The organism is Aliivibrio thorii, from assembly GCF_057368585.1.
The window spans coordinates 279,366-300,625 of the sequence record NZ_CM170655.1; the positions used below are offsets into that span (position 1 = coordinate 279,366).

General features: G+C 41.9%; 8 protein-coding genes and 1 pseudogene. 5 read left to right on the top strand and 4 right to left on the bottom strand.

Annotation, left to right across the window (positions count from 1 at the left end; translation table 11 throughout):
• Nucleotides 1–3: 3 nt before the first annotated feature.
• From AC2IP4_RS15525 to rtxH, 4 genes and pseudogenes are all read right to left on the bottom strand, one after another.
• The gene (locus AC2IP4_RS15525) at nucleotides 4–6,291 is read right to left on the bottom strand and encodes an alpha/beta fold hydrolase (protein WP_486317134.1); all 6,288 of its coding nucleotides are present in this window, start codon (nucleotides 6,289–6,291) and stop codon (nucleotides 4–6) included.
• 48 nt (nucleotides 6,292–6,339) lie between these two features.
• Nucleotides 6,340–12,213 (bottom strand): annotated as a pseudogene (gene rtxA / locus AC2IP4_RS15530) (MARTX multifunctional-autoprocessing repeats-in-toxin holotoxin RtxA); the annotation flags it as partial.
• Between the two features lie 22 nt (nucleotides 12,214–12,235).
• Nucleotides 12,236–12,697 (bottom strand): RTX toxin-activating lysine-acyltransferase RtxC, encoded by a 462-nt coding sequence (gene rtxC / locus AC2IP4_RS15535; protein ID WP_375320191.1) that lies wholly within the window; start codon nucleotides 12,695–12,697, stop codon nucleotides 12,236–12,238.
• Between the two features lie 24 nt (nucleotides 12,698–12,721).
• Nucleotides 12,722–13,069, bottom strand: coding sequence for a protein RtxH (rtxH, locus tag AC2IP4_RS15540; RefSeq protein WP_486311089.1), 348 nt, complete (start codon nucleotides 13,067–13,069; stop codon nucleotides 12,722–12,724).
• A 585-nt stretch (nucleotides 13,070–13,654) separates the two neighbouring features.
• Here rtxH and AC2IP4_RS15545 point away from each other — a divergent pair.
• The 5 genes from AC2IP4_RS15545 to AC2IP4_RS15565 all read left to right on the top strand — a co-directional run bounded on the left by AC2IP4_RS15545 (nucleotide 13,655) and on the right by AC2IP4_RS15565 (nucleotide 21,222).
• Nucleotides 13,655–15,760 (top strand): peptidase domain-containing ABC transporter, encoded by a 2,106-nt coding sequence (locus AC2IP4_RS15545; protein ID WP_375320189.1) that lies wholly within the window; start codon nucleotides 13,655–13,657, stop codon nucleotides 15,758–15,760.
• On the top strand, nucleotides 15,757–17,118 hold the full coding sequence (locus AC2IP4_RS15550) for an HlyD family type I secretion periplasmic adaptor subunit (protein WP_375320188.1): 1,362 nt from the start codon (nucleotides 15,757–15,759) through the stop codon (nucleotides 17,116–17,118). Before AC2IP4_RS15545 ends, AC2IP4_RS15550 begins: the two co-directional genes overlap by 4 nt.
• A 2-nt stretch (nucleotides 17,119–17,120) precedes the next feature.
• Nucleotides 17,121–19,262 carry a type I secretion system permease/ATPase gene (locus AC2IP4_RS15555; protein WP_486311090.1) on the top strand — a complete coding sequence of 714 codons (2,142 nt, stop codon included), beginning with the start codon at nucleotides 17,121–17,123 and terminating at the stop codon, nucleotides 19,260–19,262.
• A 428-nt stretch (nucleotides 19,263–19,690) separates the two neighbouring features.
• On the top strand, nucleotides 19,691–20,218 hold the full coding sequence (locus tag AC2IP4_RS15560) for a DUF3087 domain-containing protein (protein WP_375320186.1): 528 nt from the start codon (nucleotides 19,691–19,693) through the stop codon (nucleotides 20,216–20,218).
• Between the two features lie 125 nt (nucleotides 20,219–20,343).
• On the top strand, nucleotides 20,344–21,222 hold the full coding sequence (locus tag AC2IP4_RS15565) for an NAD(P)-dependent oxidoreductase (RefSeq protein WP_486311091.1): 879 nt from the start codon (nucleotides 20,344–20,346) through the stop codon (nucleotides 21,220–21,222).
• Nucleotides 21,223–21,260 lie beyond the last annotated feature (38 nt).

The following is a 21,260-nucleotide window of genomic DNA, read 5'->3' on the forward strand; positions in this document are numbered from 1 at the left end:
TAGTTAGGCAAAAGCTCTTTCCCCTTGAGACACATCAGACCATGCTGTTGTTATCGCTACACGAGATTGACTATTGAGGTTGTCGATAAAACCATTATCACCAACCTGGGGCTCAAAGCCACTCATGGCTTGCACCAGTGCATCAATCGCATTATCAGATAACGAAGTATATTCTCGTTCACCTTCAATATTTTTCTCACCCATCGCTATAACGACTTGTGCACGATTATCATTGAAGTAACCGTTGAAGGTTACAGAACCGATGTGTTCAAACTTCGCTTGGTCAGTATCGCTCACAGGATCACGCAAGATAGACAGTTTTAGATCATAGCCACTGCGTTCTAACCACAATTTCTGCCAGTCAATCCCATTGAAAACAATGCTGTCTTCGCTGCGAATGTCTTCAACGAGGTTGTCAATGACGTCACCACTTACAACAAAGCTATCTACACCAGTGCCGCCCTTGAAGGTATTTTGGAATCCACCAAGTACCATCATGTCACTTCCTTCGCCACCATTGAACTGGCTAAACTTAGAAAGCGCAGCAGCAATTAGGTGATCATCACCTTCGCCACCGTTGAGCACCGCGTTATAACCCATTAACTTAACAACATCATTGCCGCCACTAGCATTGATACGGTTGTAATTACCAAAGACATTGGCGAAGTCATTACCAGCCCTCAACTCAACTTGGTTATTATTACCAATCGTAACTGAGTAGTCTTGGTCTCCGCCTGTATCAACACGATTATAGTTACCAGATGTGACGACATAATCACGGCCAGTTCCAGTGTCAATCTCGCCACCTTCACCAAAGACAAACGACTCATCATCACCCCCGCCCAAGAACACGTGATTGATTCGTCCAGCAACGACGGCAGTATCACTTCCTTCGCCACCGAACATCATATTTTCACGTCCCATTAGCACGCCCATATCATTGCCTTCACCGCCGGTAAAGATATTAGATGTTCCTGTTGCATAATAGACATCATCACCTCGACCACCCCAAAAGTTATTGTTATCTCCTAGATACGCGCCGAGATCTTTACCATCACCACCCCAATTGAAGTTGTAATTACCTAAAGAAACGTTGATGTCTCCATCGCCTTGCAAATGACCGCTATTACGAAGGAAATCAAATGTTTTCTCCTTCATATTCAGTAGATCAGCCGTCAGGTTTTCTTTTAAGTTTTCCACCAGGTACTTCATTTCTGTTTGCTTATTTTCACTGAAAATAGTCGCAAACAAATTAGGTAGATTTAGCGAATTAAAACCAAATGCACGATCTTCTTTAGCGGTACTATCTGACGTTATTGCATCGCCGTTATCCTGAGCTCCAGCAACATTAGTACCATTAACAGAAACGGATGAATTATCTTCTTCCTCTTCCGGTGCTTTTTCTTTCAAGCCGTGTGTTTCTGCGAACGTCTTAATACCGTCAGCACCCATATTGACGCCCGACTCTAGGCTGTCTAGCAACTTAGCTGGGTCAACGAAGGCTTGTAATTGATCGCCACTAAACTCACCAACAACTTCCAGCATTTCTTTTAGGATTGCGACACCATCTACTGATTCGCCTGTACGAGACACAATATGTCCTGCTGCTGTGTAATCCACACCGAAGATATCACCTAACGTCATCTCTGCACCTACATCCGCAAATTGGCCTAGGAGCTTGTTTTTTAACTGACGAGGAAGGTCTTCGGGGCTGTAAGTAAACGTTGTTTTAGCTTGCCCCGTTGTAGAAAATTGTTGAGTCATAAGACCAAACAACGAACCCAAGTTGGTATCAAGAATCGACTGAATATTATCACCGAACATAAAGTTCCAGTTACCCGTCGTCACTTGAATATCAGCACCTTGGCCACCAACAGCAAAGTTAAACGTTAGCTTCTCATTCGCTTGACGGAACTTATCTGCACGACTCATTTTACTTGAGTTAGAGTTATCACTTCCGCCTAACCACTGGTTGTATTGCTTGTTTAATGTCGCTTCAGCGTCATTTTTCAAGCCACGGCTACTGCGTTCATTTTGAGAATCCAAGTCAACCAAGCTTGTGTAATCAACACTGCTACTCTGATCTAAGCCAGACATATCTTTAACGAACTTTTTAGCCCCAGATAATGTCCACTGCTGCTCTTGAGCGGCTAACCAATCTTGACCTTCACCTGAACTCGCTATGCTTTTTAACACACCGGAGATTCGAGAGGCGCCGTCAAACGGATTAACCAGAGGAGGCGTAGGTATTGATTTATCCATCATCACAATAAGATCGTTACTTTGCCCTAAATTGAAGCTCACGTTGCGATTACCGATGAACATCTGCGCGCCTTCTAGAGCTTGATACCCACCAATATCAAAGCTGTGTTTACTTTCCCCGTCACCAACATGAACCATCACGTTGTTGTCACCAAAAGCTAGAGATTTAAAGCCACCGGTACCAACTTTAATGCCAACGTTCGAAGTACCCCAGTTAACCGCGGTAAACTCACCATCACCAACATTGACCTGAATATTGCCAGAGTAGCTGAGCTTATTACTGCTACTATCAGATGAAGAGGATTCAGTCTCATTCTTACGTTTTTCTGGGGCATTAAACACCTCGCTATTATTGCCAATCGCACCGTTTTCCGAATCATCAACATCTCGAACACCCACGCGAGAAAGATTGATATCGCCTTCTGCTATGCCATTCCTGATACGCTCATCTTTTGTTGTCACTTCGCCTTCTTCATTCCAGCTAAGTGTGACTTTATTACTTTCAGCCTTCTGTACCCAATTACCATTTTCATCACGGGTATGTTTACGACCAGTGACATCAACAGCAATATCTGAGCTACGTACAGAAACATCGCTGCGAATACCATTCGCATCCATCGATTCAATAAACAGTCTTCCGAAGCCTTTCTGTTTATCATCACTGATTAACGAACAACCCACTACACTAATATGCTCAGGTTTAGTGTTCACATTTTCCGCTTCGCTAAACTCTTGATTGAATTTGGCCAGTTTCACAGCTAACTCATCGGCGCTGTAACCACTTAAATGCGTATTATTGTTTTCAGATTCATTTCGACCATGCCCAACCAATTGCCAGCGTAATTTTCCAGATAACGTAGACGGATCACCGTAAACCACACGATAGTTACCGTCTGAATCGAGTTGTACAACCACGCTGCTATGAGGGTGTTTTCCTGCTAGATTTTCCGCTGCTTTAGCAACCGAAGAATCATTCTCCATTTGAACAATTATTTGGCTATCAAAGCGAGTATCACCTCCATCAGATTGCGGAGATACTGTAATACGTTCCCAACGGTTAACGTCTTTGTTTTTAACCGTTTCATCCGAGCCATTTAAGCTCACTTGGAAATCAATCTTAGGTTTATTCACCGCAGTTGTGTCTGGTTTTGGTTCTTCACCGTCGCGAGAAAGATCGCTTTTGATGCCTTTTAGTACTTCGCTTGCATCAGCTGATACGCGGTCTGCGTCAAACAAACCAGATACGATTTGTTCAGCGTATTGGCTCATTAAGCGATTACTCGCCTCGTGTCCATAGAAGGTTTGCTCACCGGTTACGTTAAAGCCAGATACTGCTAGCTTGGCACGAAGCTTCTCACCTTCACCGCCTAAACCTTCATTATCCGTTAAAAGCATGATCGGTGTATCTTTCGATAAACCTTTCAAGTTTTTCTCTACGGAGAACTGGCCATTAACCGCCTTAGACAAAGATCCAACAATCCCTGCCGGATTCGCCACTTCATGTGCAGTGATCGCTTTGGTCATACTTGGCATTGGTCTATCCAATAACAAGCCAGAGACCGCTTGACCATTTTGTGCAGCAAAACGCGCGAGATCGGCGGCAATTGGACCGCCCATTGAATAGCCGTGAATAATAATGTTACTTGGATCGATACCCTTATCATTCACGAGATACTTGAACATAGTGCGAGCATCTTGATAGAGACCTTTTTCACTCGGCCCACCATCACTTTCACCATACCCACGCATATTGACAGCCAACATATCAATATTTTGCTTGTGATAATGATTGCGAATTGCGCTCGCTTGCTCTTCTGAAGATGAACCAGAACCATGTAGAAATAACACTACTTTGCCATTTCTTTCATTATCTTTGCCTTCAGGTGCTTTAACCCCCTGATGGAAGTAACCAGACAGGCGACCTGCTTCACCTTTTAGAGTCACTTTTTGAGACTCGCCTTTTTCGACAGCAAGCCCTAGCAATGTTTGGGTGATATCACCAATCTTACGACGAGCATCTTTAGTTCCGAACAACTCATTGTTTAGGAAGCGAGTTAACGGACTTAGAGACTCTTTGTCTCGAGGCGGCGTACTATCATTTTCGATTGCAACTGTTTCACTCTGCTTATCTTTCCCAGATAGAAAATCAAGCTCTTCCGTTTCTTTACGATTCTGCTTTTTAACCGTAATTTCAAGCTGCGCTTCTTGCAGTGCTTGACCAAAGTTAAATAATTCTGTTGGAGTCCAAACACCAAACTTAGGTCGCCATGTATGACCAATTAACTTATCGGCACCACCTGCTTTAAGCACTTTCGCCACGGTACTCGAGCAATTTTTTGTTAGCAACTGGTAACGTGCATCAGGATCGTTACTTAAGCGATGCCATTCTGCCTGCATAGCTGAAGAGTCCAGACCTTCTAGGTTAATACGGAATACCCGACCTTGATCCGCTTCGCTCATTTGGAACGTTTCAATCTGCTCCAATGATCTTTCAGCAAATTGGCGAATCACATTCTCGATACGTTTTTCCATCATCGCGGGGTCGCTGGTTGCTTGCGCTTGTTTCTTCAATTCTTCAGAAAAACGGTTCGCAACGTCCGCCATTTCGTAACTGGTGTCATTCCACTGTTCAACAAAAACTTGAGACACATGTGGAGGAATACCTGCAGATTCCAACATATCCGGGTTCATCAATGCTGCCATTGCGTACGCTTCAGACACATCTTTAAAAGACGCATCAATACCTTTGGCGGCCTTGAGTTTCTCGATAAAACGTTTCAGCTTCAGAGACCCATCTTTCAAGCCAAACTCATCGTTTTCTTCAGATGCCATATCATGTTCAAGCGTGCCATTTTGATGAGCAGGTTGACTCAAATCGCTCCAACGGAGCTTCAGATCCGGTTGGTCTTTTGTTGCTATATCGAAGAGGCGGCTAATATTGGATGACTTACTCCCCAAAGGCCACCAACTAACGTAATTTTTCTTGTTAGAATCAACAGCAGATTGACCTTCAAGTTGTGTTCTTCCTTGACCAATTTGCAACGCAGCATGACCAAGAGAGCTGTGTTTACTAGGCTTCCAAATGAACATAGTGCCGCTGACGGGAGAAAGATGTTGCTCAATCGCTTGGTGAACTTTGTTTAGTCCCGCGATATCAATACCTTTACCATCCTTAGCCAATTCATTAGGCGAAAAATCAGTAAATACAGTATCCGCAATCACTTGACCATACTCTTTGCTTACAGTTGCTTTCACTTTTTCTATTGCCAAACTGCCACTATCAAGCTTATTTACGTCCGTTAGATTGTCTTTGCCTTTGGTAACCAGATCACCATTATTATCAACATACAAATGCTTATTTAATTTCAAGTTGGCATTTTCAAGCTGGTCATACAGATGACTAAAACTATCTTGTGCTTTAATTATGTTCTCAGAAACAGCAAGAACAGAGACTTCATCTACACGTGCATTTACTTGACTAAGTAATGAGTTAATAGCTTCAACTCGACCGGAATCTGGATGGCCTAATACGTAACCTTCAGCCTGTTTTTGCAAGTTAACCAGTTTTTCTACTGACTCCAGTTCATAATCAGCATGCTCTAAAGTGCTTGCGTGATACTTAGCCAGAGCATCAATCACTTTCTGGTAACTTTCGCCGCGGACCTTACCGCTAACACTGGCGGTATCCAGAAGATCAGAAACAGACATAAGTTCCGTTTTTGCACTGTACTTCCACTCACCGTCTTCTTTTTCAGCAAGAACTCGAGTGTACCCTTCTTGGTGTGAGATCACCTTGTCATCGACTAGAAAGAGTTCACTTGGCATTTGGTCGAAATTGTCAAAATTCGCCAAAATGAATCGTTCAATGGTTTTTAGCTGCTCTACACTTTCTGGGTCATCAACAATAATAGTCTTGCTATTCTCATTCATATGCGTCCAATCACGTACTTCAAAACCTTCATCGCCTTCTTGTACCAATAAGTTTCGTTCAGTACGAAGTGCGTAAAACGGTAAGGCCTCACGTAACATCCCGTCAATAGCGCTCTGTTTTTTAAAAGTACCATGTGAAGCTTCACCTAGCCCCTCAAGCTCAACACCTGAAATACGAATATCTTTTCGATTTATATCCTGTAACGCTCTATCTGCAACAATGATACTATCGGCATTGCTCTCAGTGAACAGAGAAGTAATTGAGCTTCCGATATTTTTAGAACGAATACCTGCGTTGATTTGTAGTCGATTTACGGCTTGAACCGCACCGTCTAGCGCTTCTTGCTCTTGATCGGTTAATCCTTCGCTAAATCGACCGTCCGCATCCTGCGGATTTATCGTATCGACATGGCGACTTGTTGTCTCTTCACTTTGAATAGAGAGACTTTCATTGGATAAGCCACTGCCTGAGGCACCTTGACGATCAGGGCGGTCATTTTCGTTTTGCTTAGAGCCTTTCGCGTTCGCTTGTGCTTGATTGGCTTTATTTTCAGCATTGCTTGCATCACTATAGCCACGCTCTTCAGCGTCTCTAACGGCAACATTAGCATTCGATTCTGCTTGTTTAGCTTCATTAGTTTTTGTGGTAGCTTCTGCTTTACGCACATCAGCATCGGCTTTAGTGTCCGCAATATCTTGCTCTGCACTAGAGCGATTCTCTTCTCCTTTCGCAACACCTGCTTCTGATTTGGCCACCGAATCTTTAAGCTTCTTTTGATTACTTTCGAGGGTCTGTTTCGCAGCAGTGATCTGTTCACCAGACACTTCTTTGGCACTGTCTAGTTGGGTTTGAACATCATTTAAAAGACCACCAGCAAAACGATCACGCCAATGATCACCAGACACCCCCGTGTATTCAGCTTTGTTGTCAAGTACTTCAAGGCCTTGAGCCATTGCCGTTAGGTCTTTAGTTACCGCTTCAGACTCTTCGTTCACAGCGTCGCGCTGCGCTTGACCATTACTCTCTAATGCTTCTTGATCGGTGGATTCTAATTGAGCCTGAGAACCCGATACAGCTTCAAGTTGTTTCTGCTTTTCTTTCTCTAATCGCTGGCGATCGACTTCCGCTCGTTCTTTGTCAGACATTGCATTTTTTGCTGCTTGATTTTGTTCCGCATTATCGGCAACAGCATTAGCTTGATGTGACGTTTCAGATTTCGCCACCACATTATCTAAAACATAGCCCAACCCATCATTATGGCCTGTGCCTTTGAATTCTATTCGGTTGCTGCCAGAATTCGCAGTCAACGTCAGTGTTTTTTGTTGCCAAGCAGCTTTATCGCCAGAGGTTGAGAATACAACATCACCGTTCCAGAGAACCTCTATGCCTTCGCTATTTGAAAGACCAGCACGTTTTGCAAAATCAAAACTAACAGCAATGACTTCACCTTCCGCTAAATCCGTTAAATCTTGAGAAAGACTTGTATTAGTATAAGTATCTAGCTCTGTTACACGTGAGCCATGGCCTTCAGCACTTACGCCATAAGCACTACTTGAATATGATGCTTCTACGCCATGAGTAGATTCCCAACCGTCGCCACCTTGTTCAAAATCGCCATTAACGATCAGGTTAGGTGCTTGTGTTTGAGCTGAAGATTCTTCGATGTTGAGTTCGTTTTCCATGCCGCTGAGATCAGGCGTTTCAACGTTAGTCACTCTTCCACTTAACTCGTCTCCTAGATCGGAACTTACTTCTTCGATTTCATCTAGAGCGAAACCATCAAGTTTCGTGATTTCAGGCGTTGAAATAGCACCTCGCCCTTTCTGAATTCCTGATGACGAAGCTTCATCACCTTGAACTAGGTAATTAATCGCTTGGCTGCCACCCACGCCAAGAAGCGTTTGCTTAATGTTATCAAACAGTGCGGAAAGCTTATTGCTGCTAGTGTTACTTGACGCGACGGCTAGGCTATAGAAATCACCGTTACCCACTTTGATAGCAACGTTATTTCTAGCATAAGAAGCGTTAATCCCTAAGCCATCACCTACGTGAATATTCACGTTTGCTTTGCCTTTCATCACCGCAATATTGAGACCGTCACCCACTTTGGTGTTGACGTTATATTTGCCCCATGCAACGTTAACTGAAATACCGTCACCAATCTTGGTGTTGATATTCGCATCACCATAGGCCGCCGTTACACTCAGGCCATTACCCACGGTTGTCGTAATGTTAGCTTTGCCTTTCGCTGCGGTGACTTGCATACCGTCACCCACTTTGGTAACGATGTTGCCTTTACTCCAAAGTGCGTTAAAGCTATCTCCATCACCCACTTGAGTAACGATGTTCGTTTCACCTTTCGCTAAAACAACATTACGGCCATCACCCACTTTCGTAATGATATTCGCTTTGCCCCAAGCTCCCGTGTAATCATCGCCATTACCAACGTGAGTAATGACATTCGCCTTACCTTGAACCACAGAAACTTCTTGGCCATCACCTACTTTGGTAATGATGTTCGCTTCACCTTTTGCGAAGTTATATCGAGCACTGTCACCGACGTGAGTAAACACATTAGCATCTCCCCAAGCAGCGTTAATCCCTAGTCCATCGCCTACTTTAGTGATGATATTCGCTTTACCTTTGACCAACCCGACAGTCGTACCACTACCGATATGGGTCATAACATTACCCATCTCTGATATCAGTAAACCAACCGTGGTTCCTTCGCCAACTTTGGTTAGGATATTACCTCTACCCGCCAGCACGGCTGCGGTTGTTGCATCACCAACATGGGTCACTACGTTTGCTTTCGCAGCTGCGACAACACCCATGAAGTCATCACCGACTTTAGTTATTGTGTTCGCTTCACCAAAGGCTAACACGCCAGTAAGGCCGTCACCTACGTGAGCCATAATGTTTGCTTTACCAAACATCGCGGCTAAGGTTGTTCCATTACCAACTTTAGTCATCACGTTTAGTTCACCAGCAAATAACCCTAAGCTTGTGCCATCACCAACGTGAGTATAGATATTCGCTTTGCCGATCATTAATGCAGCAGTTAGGTCATTGCCCACTTTCGTCATGATATTAGCTTGGCCAAGCATTGCAGAAAACGTGCTGCCATTACCTAGCTGAGTGAATATATTTGAGTTACCTACCATCGCAGCTATCGAGGTGCCATTGCCCACTTTGGTAGCGATATTATCTTTAGCTACCATTAATGCGACTGTTGTGCCGTCACCAATATGCGTAAAGACATTCGCTTCTGCGACCATAAGCGCTAATGCATCACCATTACCAACCTTGGTAAATACATTGCCTAAGCCACCCATTAATGCCCATGTATTCCCTTCACCAACGTGAGTGAATATATTGCCTACGCCGATCATAGCGGCTATTGAAGTGCCGTCACCTACTTTAGTGAAGATATTCCCCGCAGCACCCATTACGCCAAGTGTTCGACCATCACCGACATGAGTCAGTACGTTACCAATACCCAACATAATGCCAGTGGTATCACCATCGCCCACCTTAGTCAGAATATTCGTCCCGCCAACCATAACACCTGTTGTCGAGCCATCACCAACATGCGTCAGTACGTTGGCGCCTCCTCCCATAACTGCAAGCGTGTTGCCATTACCTTTTTTAGTTAGAATGTTGGCACCACCAAGTGCAACTGCTGTCGTATTTGAGGCCGTATCATCACCGCTAATATGAGTAATGATATTGGCACCACCAAGCATACCCGCCGTTAGATCACCGTCACCCACTTTAGTCATAACATTCGCGCCACCGACAAGTACAGAAGCAATGTCACCCTTACCAACCTGCGTCATGACATTAAAGCCACCAACCGCTAACCACAACCCATTGCCAGATCCTATTTGGGTATGCGTGTTGTAGCCGCCTAGCATAGTCAAACGACTATTACCGTTACCTTTGTGAACTGAAATATTGCCATAAGCAAGTAAGTGAGCTAGGTACTCGCCGTCACCAATACGAACCAATACATTGACCGCTCCGCCTGCGTAGACATCCATTTTCCCTTGCTTGCTCTGATGGACTAATACGTTAGCCAAGCCAGCACCACGGAAGGTGAGATCGCCTTCATCGCCACTTTTAACAATAACGTTAGCCGCACCACCACCAATAAATTCAGTATCACCAAACTTAGAGCTATGAAGGATAACGTTCGCAATGCCTCCGCCATTAAAGTAGATATTACCGCGTGTGACATTGGATTTGATAACATTACCCCCTCCCATGCCAGTAAAGCGCACATCTCCTGAACTTTCACCACTATCAGCCGCGGATTTGATCAATGATTGTTCACTGTACTCATCGATATCTGCAACAATTTCGCTGCTACTTCTCATCGCATTCACACTGTACTGCAGATCACTCAAAGAGTAGCCACCAATGCCCATTGAGTGATATCCATTTGCAGACGAAATATCCTCATTGGCCAAATTTCCGGAGCAATTACCTTCTTTGTACCATGATCGAGCCAGGTACTTTAACTCGCCAGTTTCTGAATCATTCGCAAGTTCAACCTCGACAATTTTTGTATAAGAACCAAATGCTTTCGCATACACATACGTGTTTGGTTTTCTTGTTGACTTTACACCGTTTACATCAACGGTTGTACCATCTTTATAAATGGCATGCCCCCCCATTTTTGCATCAGACAAAGTAACATCTTCTGCATCAATCAGTGCTCCATTAGCATAAGTGACCCACTCATATTCGGTAAGATTTTTTTCAACCGCATGAATCATTACAGCTTGCTGATGCTCAAGCTTAAGATCGGAAAGAGTGTAGCCTCCATTGATCGCATTGGACTTAAAACCACCCGAATATGACACATCTAAATTAGCTAAACTTTCTAAATGATTGCCTTTCTTAAACCACGCTTCAGAGAAATATTTGAGTTCCCCAGTTTCAGTATCGTTATAAAGACGAATTTTGTTGATTTTGGTATAGGTGCCATCAACGATAGCAAACAAATAGGTATTCGGTTCTTGTTGTGATTTTATCGCTTCAACAGAATGGAACTTATTGCCATTAGCAATTGATGTTCCGTGCATCATCGCAGTGGTGAGTAGCACTTCATCGGCATTAGCATATTCAATACCTTGTGCATTGAAGTGATTACCAGATCCTTTTCGAGTTATTTCGTTATAAGCACCTGTTCCAGAAAAATGGATGTCACCATGCGCCACATCCGAGTAGAAGGTGTTGTAACCTCCAATACCCTCAAATCTAATATTTCCTCTCGTTTCTGCATAAAGATCATCCGCTTGGCGCGTACGTTCAATGCGATTTGATGCACCCGCCCCCTGTAAAGTGATATCACCGACTTTACCTTTGCGAACGAGATGGTTATCGGCACCAGCACCACTGAAAGTGATATTACCCGTTTCCACTCGCGAACTAATACTATTAGCAGCACCAACACCATCGAATGTCACATTACCGCGAGAGCCCTTATATTGATTAAACCAAGTTCGATCAAGCTTGTTACCAGCTCCCGCACCTGTGAAGGATAAGTTACCTTGATTTGTTTCATGCCATAGACTGTTGTAGCCACCAGCGCCACCAAATGTCACATTACCACTTAGGCCTTTACGGGTTATCCCGTTATATGCAGCAGCACCGCCATAATTTACGTCACCGCGATTACCTAAATGGGCAATAGAAACTCCGCCAGCAGCACCAGCGAATGAGACATTTCCATCCCCACGTTTATTGATACCTACATACCCTGCAGCACCTTTTACATTAAGGTTACCAATAGAGTCTTCTACTCTTAGATATGCCGCACCACCCACTACCGTATCATTGCCTTGACCAGTATAAACCGTCGTGCCAATTGAACCGACAGTGACATGGTCATCACCTCCACGAGCATGTATTTCTCCGCCAAAACCTATAGCAACAATATTATTGTTACCATCATTGGCGGAATAGTTTCCTGTAAAGAAGTATTCAACACTTCTCCAAAATGGTTTCCCCATAAAGTGTCACTCTTTTTATTGTTTAAATAGAAAACCACTGTACTTTTCTGATACAGCGATCATTTTGAGCATCGACCTTGCCGCGAACAGTACAAACTTTCTGCCCCTTCCACGAAAGGAATACACGGCGTCGAAGGTCATTTACAACCTCTCGACCATGCCCGAATGGCGCTATCATCTCTGGAATATAAATATGCTGACCGGATCGCCAGTCGGATAAAGAAATTTCTCTAACCCCTGATAGCAATTCATCTCGGCTCTGCTCAGACAAAAACGCCCAATTACAAAATGCAATTGGACGACCTTGTTCATCTTCGTAATAGCAAAACTGGTTTAGCTCAAGCGCAGGCATAATACGCTGCTGCCATTCAGCAACAACGTATCTACGATGAAGTGGGGAATGCTGACTTAGTAACATCACCCCACCTATCATTTTTTGAAATTGCGCTAAAGTAAGGTTTGCTGATTGATGCGTAATAGACATATGACTTATACCACCGATATGCCGCTATTTTTTAGCTTGGGAAGTACGCTTCCTTGGCGCAGATTTTTCTTCTGTTTTTAGTTCTTCTACTTGATTAGCATCCGCTTCACTCGTAGGTAATAAACCCGCTGTAACTAGCTTGTCAAATTCTACCGACATACGTGGGTCTTCTAGCATATTCTTAACCATTGATACCATATACATAAAGCCAGAAGCAGGCATATGAACCACTTGTTTAAGCTCAAGATCATTATCATTTTCAGCCATCACACCATTAGACATTTTTGTTTGATCTTGACCTACGAAATAAAGAGAAAAAACACCTTTATTATAATTAACACTAGATACTGTTTGAACAAATTTCTCTGTCATAAATTCCTCAACTTGTTTTATATTAGAGAGAGTAGGCACTATTTCCAGCAAGAGAAACAATCCCAACAAAAAAGGGCTCAATATTAGAGCTAATACTTTAATTATATTTTCATTGCTTGTGAGTTCTGTTTGCTATTTTTATTCACGACTCTATTTACAGTTTTATTTTTTGCTCTACCAACTGTCTTACTTTTAGGATTCTACATCCTAAAAATAAAACTATCAACATTAGTTTTATATAAAAATAACGTAAACATTTAATTTATTAATAACCATGACCTCATCCGTTAAATGAATAATTAAACTATTGAATTAATTAGACTTAACAACAATTAAACACCAACAATTAGACACAAAAAGACTTAATCTTACTTAAATAGCCTTATTTTCTATTAATTAATCTTATTTAGTTTTAATTAAAGCTAGTTATCATAAAAACAATCAAATAAAACAAACAATCAAAAATTATTATTAATATATTTATAATCAAAATTAATGTTAATTCGTAGTTGAACGTTATAACAAGCAATGATAGCATTCTGAACTTTAAAAAATACTATGAAATATTGGCTAAGAAATATAACCATGAAAAAAAATGAAAGCTTAACGCTGAAATGCATACAGCTTTGCTTGAGTATTATTAGTGGAAATAGAAAGAAATATAAAGATAGCGCTAATATAGATAAAGCAAACACCTTCGAAGATGAGCTAGGCATAATACAAAAAGAAAATAAGGTTAAAATATCCATAAAACAATCTACATTCAAAGAAATAGATAAAGTAAAAACACCGTCAATTTTATTTGATATTCAAGGGTCTCCATTCATTCTAGCAAAAGCAAATAAAGCTCAATGTTTAATACAAAAACCGAATAAAGAGGCTCCGGAAATCGTCACCTACAATCAACTAGATTCAATTTGGAATAAAAAATGGATTGAAATAAAACAATCTCAGTCTCGTTTTAATATAACTTGGTTTATTCCTGAATTTCTACAACACAAGAAAATACTATGTGAAATTTTATTATTTTCGTTTGTGTTGCAGATTCTCGCCTTAATTTCTCCTCTCTTTTTCCAAGTTGTAATGGATAAAGTGCTTGTACATCAGGCTTGGTCAACTCTTGACGTTCTCGTTTTTGGACTTGTTGTGACGAGCATTGTAGAGGTAATACTACGCGGTTTACGTGAATATCAATATGCGCATACTGCCAATCGTATTGATATTCAGCTTGGACTAAAACTGGTAAAACATTTACTTGGTCTTCCACTAATGTTTTTCAAAACACGTCAAGTGGGAGCTATCGTCACGCGGGTTCGTGAATTAGATACAGTCCGAGAATTTTTAACTGGCTCAATGCTTACTTTAACGGTTGAGTTTTTGTTTATATTTGTATTTATTTACGTAATGAGTTTACTTTCAGCCCCCTTAACTTTGCTCTTTATCGCAACTATTCCCCTTTATCCATTACTCGCTTGGTGGCTAACTCCCCGAATGCAAGCGGCGATAGAGAAGCAATTTACACACGCAGCTGCAAATACCTCATTTCTAACTGAGACCGTTGCTGGCAGTGAAACTCTTAAAAGCTTAGCCATAGAGCCCACATTCACTCGTCGCTGGGATGATCAGACAAAAAATATGGTTTCTACTGGATACGTTGTTCAACAACTCAGCAATCGTTCAAGTCATGTAGTTCAGCTTATACAAAAAGTGACGAGTGTCTGTATTCTATGGTGGGGTTCCACAGAAGTGCTGTCATTAGAGATGACTATCGGCCAATTAATCGCATTTAATATGATGACGAACCACATCGCTCAACCTTTATCACGCATGGTTGAGTTGTGGGGTCAGTTCATTCAAACCCGTGTAGCACTAGAAAAATTAGGAGATATGCTCAATCTGCCTGTAGAGCAACATACCGGTGAAGATATGATGACCATCCAAGGGGCTATCTCGTTCAAAAACATTTTATTTCGCTACCAACCGGATACTCCTCCTACCCTCAATGACTTATCACTGGATATCCAAGCAGGTGAAACTCTGGGAGTTGTGGGAACATCAGGATCAGGAAAAAGCACCTTAGCTCGATTACTGTTGCGACTATACAGCCCAGAAAAAGGGGTGATAACCGTAGATAACACCCCACTAAACCAAATCAGCATTCAACAACTACGACAACAAATCGGCATCGTACTACAAGAAAACTACTTATTTAACAAAAGTGTTTGCGAGAACCTTGCTCAATCAAAACCTGAAGCTAGTTTAGAGGAGGTGATTGAAGCCGCAAAACTTTCAGGAGCCCACGAGTTTATTATGAAACTACCAATAGGCTACGACACGATATTGGCAGAAGGTGGGCTATCTCTTTCTGGTGGGCAAAGGCAGCGACTAGCGATTGCACGAACACTCCTTTTAGATCCAAAAATTATTATTTTAGATGAAGCTACTAGTGCTCTTGATGATGAGTCACAGACATTGATTCAATCCAATATGGCAAAAATTGCTAAGGGCCGCACGGTTATCACTATCGCTCATCGATTATCCACAGTACGAGATTGCGATCGAATTATCGTTCTTCACCGAGGGAATATCGTCGAGCAAGGTTCCCACCAACAATTATTAAAATTGGATAAACAATACAAACAATTATGGCAGCTTCAACAAGAACTCAAAAAAGAAGAATTAACCTCATGAACAACATAGTTATACGATTATTGAACAGGTTTAAAACAAACAAAACAACAGAAAGCCATTACGAATTTTTGCCCGCACATCTCGCTTTATCACATCGCCCACCATCACCGTTTGCTCGTATAACAGCCATCACTCTCAGCACAGGTGTCATTGTTATATTACTTTGGGCTTATTGGGGAAAACTGGACGTCCAAGCGACGGCGACGGGTCGCTTCGTTGTTCATGGTCGCTCACAAGTCATTCAGTCTTATGAACAAAGCCGAGTTCTCATCATCCACGTTAAAGACGGCCAACGTGTTAAAAAAAACGAACCACTTCTTACGCTTGATACCTTAGGCATTAATCAAGATATTATGCGTTTGATCACTCAATCAGAATTTCAAACGAATGAGCTCATCCAATATCGAACGTTAAACAACGACCAGCCCCTATCTCAAGACCTCATGTTTATAGCATTGCCAGAGGAACAGCGAACGTTAATCAAGGAAAACCATTTCAGCGAAAAGCGCGAATATGAGTCAAACCTTTCCAGCATCAACGCTGAAATGCAGGTAAACACAACATCACAGGACGCTCGCCAAAGTGATATCAACGCCTTAATTAAATTGAAAAAAAACATTAATAAGAGACTCGCAGCACGAAAAACACTAAGTCAAAATAAAGTCATTGGACAAGTCGAATATCTAGAACAGGAAAAAGAACTATTAGAAACAGAGCGTCAAGTTTCTCAACAACGAGCAGAATTAAAAATTTTAAAATCACAATATTACAGCCTCGAAGAAAGACGAACCAATTTCACAGCACAAAAGCAAAAAGAATGGCTCGAAAAACAAAAACAAGCGAAATTGCAATTAGTAGGATTAGATCAAGAACTGTCTAAGGTTCGTGAGCGTGAACAATTAGAGGTCATCCGTTCCCCTGTTGATGGTACGGTTCAACAGCTCAGTATTTACACGCTAGGAGCAGTGCTTCAACCCGCACAAAACTTAATGGTTATTGTACCAGAGAATGTCGTACAGCAAGCCGAAATACAAATTCTTAATAAAGACATAGGGTTTGTTTATCCTGGGCAGTCAGTGATGATCAAAGTAGATGCGTTTCCGTATACCCGCTACGGTACTATCGAAGCCGAACTGTTAAGTATTTCTCGTGATTCAACTACAGATGAACGCTTAGGGCTCGTTTTTCCAGCCCAAGTTAAACTCAAAAATAACAATATATCAATTAATGGCCAGCACGTTGAACTAACACCAGGTATGTCCGTCGTTGCCGAAATAAAAACAGACAAACGTCGCATTATCGACTATTTACTTAGTCCGATACGTGAATACCAAGCTGAATCGCTAAGAGAGAGATAAGTATGGATGCAATCTCATCAACAACAAACGACGCTTCTGTCGCTCTAGATAACTACGGAATCGAAGCCGTTGTTTATGCTGGCAACCATTTTCACAAAAAGTCGACAAGTACACAGCTTAAACATGCATTAGGTGTAAATCATGCCAATTTAAGTGATATGGAAATAAGAGAAGCAGCAGAACACATTGGCTTAAAAAGTCAGGTAACAAAGGTACAAGTAAGCGACCTAAACACGCTTCCTTTACCTCTTCTCATTGAAATCGACGGTGGTTGGAAGGTACTCACCAAAACAACCGATGGTTCTTCTTTTTTATACGATCCAGCCACTCAATCAGAACAACCTAAAGAAGTCAGTTCGAATAACCACTTATCGACTTATAAAGTGATGCTAGTAGTCGATGAAAGACTAAGCTACAAAGAAGTCAAATTTGGTCTTAGTTGGTTTACACCATCTATCTGGCGACAAAAGAGTCAAATGCGTGATGTGTTCTTTTATGCCATTGCACTTCAAATATTCGCATTAGTAAGCCCAATACTATTTGAGAATGTCATCGACAAAGTACTGGTAGGACGAAGCCTATCCAGCTTGCATGTACTTGCAATCGCCATGCTCGCATTAGCCATCGCGGAGCCTGCATACAGCTACTTACGCAATACCGTTTTTGGCCATCTTGCTAGTCAAGTTAATGCCGAATTATCAGGGCGGCTTTATCGTCACTTAGTCGGCCTACCGCTCACTTACTTTAAGCAGCGACAAACAGGGCAAATAATTGCACGAGTTCGTGAAATGGCACAGATCCGTCAGTTCTTGACCGGTTCAACGTTAATGCTATTACTCGATTTGATTTTTGTGACGGTCTTTATCGCCGTCATGTTTCATTATGCCAGCACCCTGACTTGGTTAGTTATAGGCTCATTAGTCATCTATTTCTTACTTTGGCTTATCGCTGGCCCCTTAATAAGAAAGAAAGTAGAGTCAGAATACGAATCAGATGCAAACGCCACAACCTTTCTAACCGAAGCGGTGACTGGCATTGAAACAATCAAAACTACAGCAACTGAACATCGATTCTTACATCAATGGCAACGTATACTCAGCCAGCAACTAAACCGCAGTTTTGAAGCTAAAAAAACAGGATTAATTGCAGGGCAAGGCATCGCTCTTATCCAAAAAATCACAGCGGCATTACTGCTGTGGTGGGGAGTCACCGCAGTACTAAATGGAGAATTAACACCAGGACAATTGGTCGCTTTCAATATGTTAGCAGGTCATGTAACTCAGCCCGTTCTTCGACTGGCTCAAGTTTGGCAAGATTTTCAACATACTCTCATCGCCTTGAAGCGAGTGGGTGATATCCTTGACGAGCCAAAAGAAAACAGTAAACAAGGATTGGCTTCCGTCCCAGAACTCGATGGTGGCATAGAATTTAGCAACATTCGTTTCCGTTACCATGAAGATACTCCGGAAGTGTTAACCAATCTATCACTCAAGATTAAACCAGGTCAATTTATTGGTATTACAGGGCCATCCGGCTCAGGGAAAAGTACGCTCACCCGCCTGCTGCAACGCCTGTATGTACCTCAACATGGTCAAGTATTAGTAGATGGAATGGACCTTGCTATAGCCGATCCTATCTCTCTACGTCGCAATATGAGCGTTGTTTTACAAGAAAGTATTCTTTTCTCGGGAAGCGTAGCTGACAACATTCGGCTAAGTAAACCACAAGCTTCTGACGAGGAAGTTCGCTACGCTGCACAACTTGCCGGCGCTCTAGAATTCATTAAAGAGCTTCCTCACGGTTTTAATCAACCAGTTGGTGAGAAAGGCGCTTCTCTGTCAGGTGGTCAACGTCAACGTATTGCATTAACAAGAGCCTTATTGGTAAACCCTAAAATTTTGTTACTTGATGAAGCAACTTCTGCTCTCGACTATCACTCTGAAGCTGCCATCATGAGTAATATGGAAGAAATCTGTCGAGATCGCACCGTAATTAGTATTGCACACCGCCTTAACACCATTCGTCATGCTGATAATATTATTGTCCTTGATAAAGGCCAAGTATGTGAAAGCGGAAGTCACAATGAACTGCTCGAGAAAGACGGACTTTATGCCAAGCTCTGGAAGCAACAAATAGGCGCTTAATTGAAAAGCAGATATCGTCAATGACACAAACAACAATTTCAACAGCGCTTGAGTTAGGCTTTTTGCAAATAATTTGCAACAAGCCTACTATTTTCTTTTTTAATGAAGCTAATTTACACAATACATTCCAGACTAGGTTATCCCATTAGCGTCTTGGGCGGTAATGGCATTTCTAGTTGTAATTCTAGGCATGGCAGTAAGTACTGGTTATTAATGTCAATTTATCTTCTAAAGATTAAGTACCTTAAAAATAATAGGCCATCCTAACAAAGCCATACCACTCAATTTTATATGGCTTTTTGTCTTTAACATCATCTATTTCTTGATAAAACTTTGATGACACTAACGGTTACTCTTTCTTAATTCCAATTTCATTTCGTTTTGCACTACACTTCGTCTTCTACTTACTTTAATCGAGAGGAGGTACCATGAAGATCTTAACTATAGACAAAGACACGTATCGTAAAAAAACTAACTTGGTCATGGTAGGTTTTGTAGGCTGCCTTGCCGCATTAGCCATTTTATTTGGTTCGATTCTTATTGCGTTATTTGGCTCAGAAGGCATTACTGAATCAGGTTCTACTGGCAATTTTCACCTGAATGTTCTTGGTGTTATCTTAGCTGTCATAGCAAGCTCTTTTATCATGAATAAAGTCAAAAGCCATCCCTATTTTGATGAGATAATGTACGTATGGAAATTAAAACAAGTCCATAATCGTATCTATCGTAAGCTGGCAAAAATTAAAGAAAAAGCGGCCAGAAATGATCACGATTCACTGTTGATCCTCGCTTTCTACTACACGACTCAACAACAAGTCTTCACCTTGGATAACAACACCCTTACCATTACAGCAGTTCAAAAAAGCTTAAATGAAGTATATGAACAAGCAACAGAAATGAACTTTACGCTTGATCTTGATGATTTTACTGTCGACTTGCTAAATAAATATCAGTAACAAACACAACGCATCATTAATTAATTTCATAACAAGATTACAAGCAATCTCAATATTGACCTATGTCAAATGGTTACAAGCTGTGTTTTAATCGCTAATAACAACAGCACATAATAAGGAATGACATGGAAATCACTAACGTTAGCTTCATTGGTTTGGGCGTAATGGGCTATCCAATGGCTCGCCATTTAAAAAATGCAGGCTTTTCAACCACGGTATATAACCGCACTGAAGAAAAAGCAAAGCAATGGGCTGCGGAATACCAAGGTCAGTCCGCCGCTACTCCTCGTGAAGCATCAGAAGGCTCAGACATCGTTTTTGTTTGTGTGGGTAATGATGACGATGTTCGTAGCGTGATTTATGGTGACGATGGCGTACTTGCAGGCCTAAAACCTGGCGCTATTTTAGTTGATAACACCACCACATCAGCCACTCTAGCGGTTGAACTGGCGAAAGCGTGTGAAGCACAAGGTAATCAATTTATTGATGCGCCTGTCTCTGGTGGTCAAGCCGGTGCTGAAAACGGTGTATTAACCGTGATGTGTGGCGGTAATGAAACAGCATTCAATACAGCAAAACCTGTTATCCAAAGCTTTGCCAAAGCGATTACTCTTCTTGGTGAAAATGGCCAAGGCCAACGCTGTAAAATGGCAAACCAAATCTGTATCGCTGGTATATTAAAAGGCCTAAGTGAAGCGCTTATTCTTGCTGAAAAAGCCAATCTAGATATCGATCTGGTGGTTGATACGCTAAAGCATGGCGCGGCGGGTTCATGGCAGATGGAAAACCGTGCAAGCACTATGGCACAAGATAAATTCGATTTTGGCTTTGCCATTGATTGGATGAGAAAAGATTTAGGCATTTGTCTAGATGAAGCAAAAGCTCATGGGGTTAAACTGCCACTCACAGAAGAAGTAGATCAGGAATACAAAAACCTGCAAGAACAAGGTTTAGGTCGAATGGATACTTCGGTGTTAATCAAAGCGGTTAAAGCAAAAGTATAACCTCACAAAAAACCATAATAACGTAAAGGGTGAAGATA

What these genes read in the sequence shown, in the direction of transcription:
- AC2IP4_RS15555 (WP_486311090.1), top strand. Translation starts at nt 17,121, where the DNA reads ATGGATGCAATCTCATCAACAACAAACGACGCTTCTGTCGCTCTAGAT.
- AC2IP4_RS15565 (WP_486311091.1), top strand. Translation starts at nt 20,344, where the DNA reads ATGGAAATCACTAACGTTAGCTTCATTGGTTTGGGCGTAATGGGCTAT.
- AC2IP4_RS15550 (WP_375320188.1), top strand. Translation starts at nt 15,757, where the DNA reads ATGAACAACATAGTTATACGATTATTGAACAGGTTTAAAACAAACAAA.
- AC2IP4_RS15560 (WP_375320186.1), top strand. Translation starts at nt 19,691, where the DNA reads ATGAAGATCTTAACTATAGACAAAGACACGTATCGTAAAAAAACTAAC.
- rtxC (WP_375320191.1), bottom strand. Translation starts at nt 12,697, where the DNA reads ATGTCTATTACGCATCAATCAGCAAACCTTACTTTAGCGCAATTTCAA.
- AC2IP4_RS15525 (WP_486317134.1), bottom strand. Translation starts at nt 6,291, where the DNA reads ATGTTACGTGAGGCCTTACCGTTTTACGCACTTCGTACTGAACGAAAC.
- AC2IP4_RS15545 (WP_375320189.1), top strand. Translation starts at nt 13,655, where the DNA reads ATGAAAAAAAATGAAAGCTTAACGCTGAAATGCATACAGCTTTGCTTG.
- rtxH (WP_486311089.1), bottom strand. Translation starts at nt 13,069, where the DNA reads ATGACAGAGAAATTTGTTCAAACAGTATCTAGTGTTAATTATAATAAA.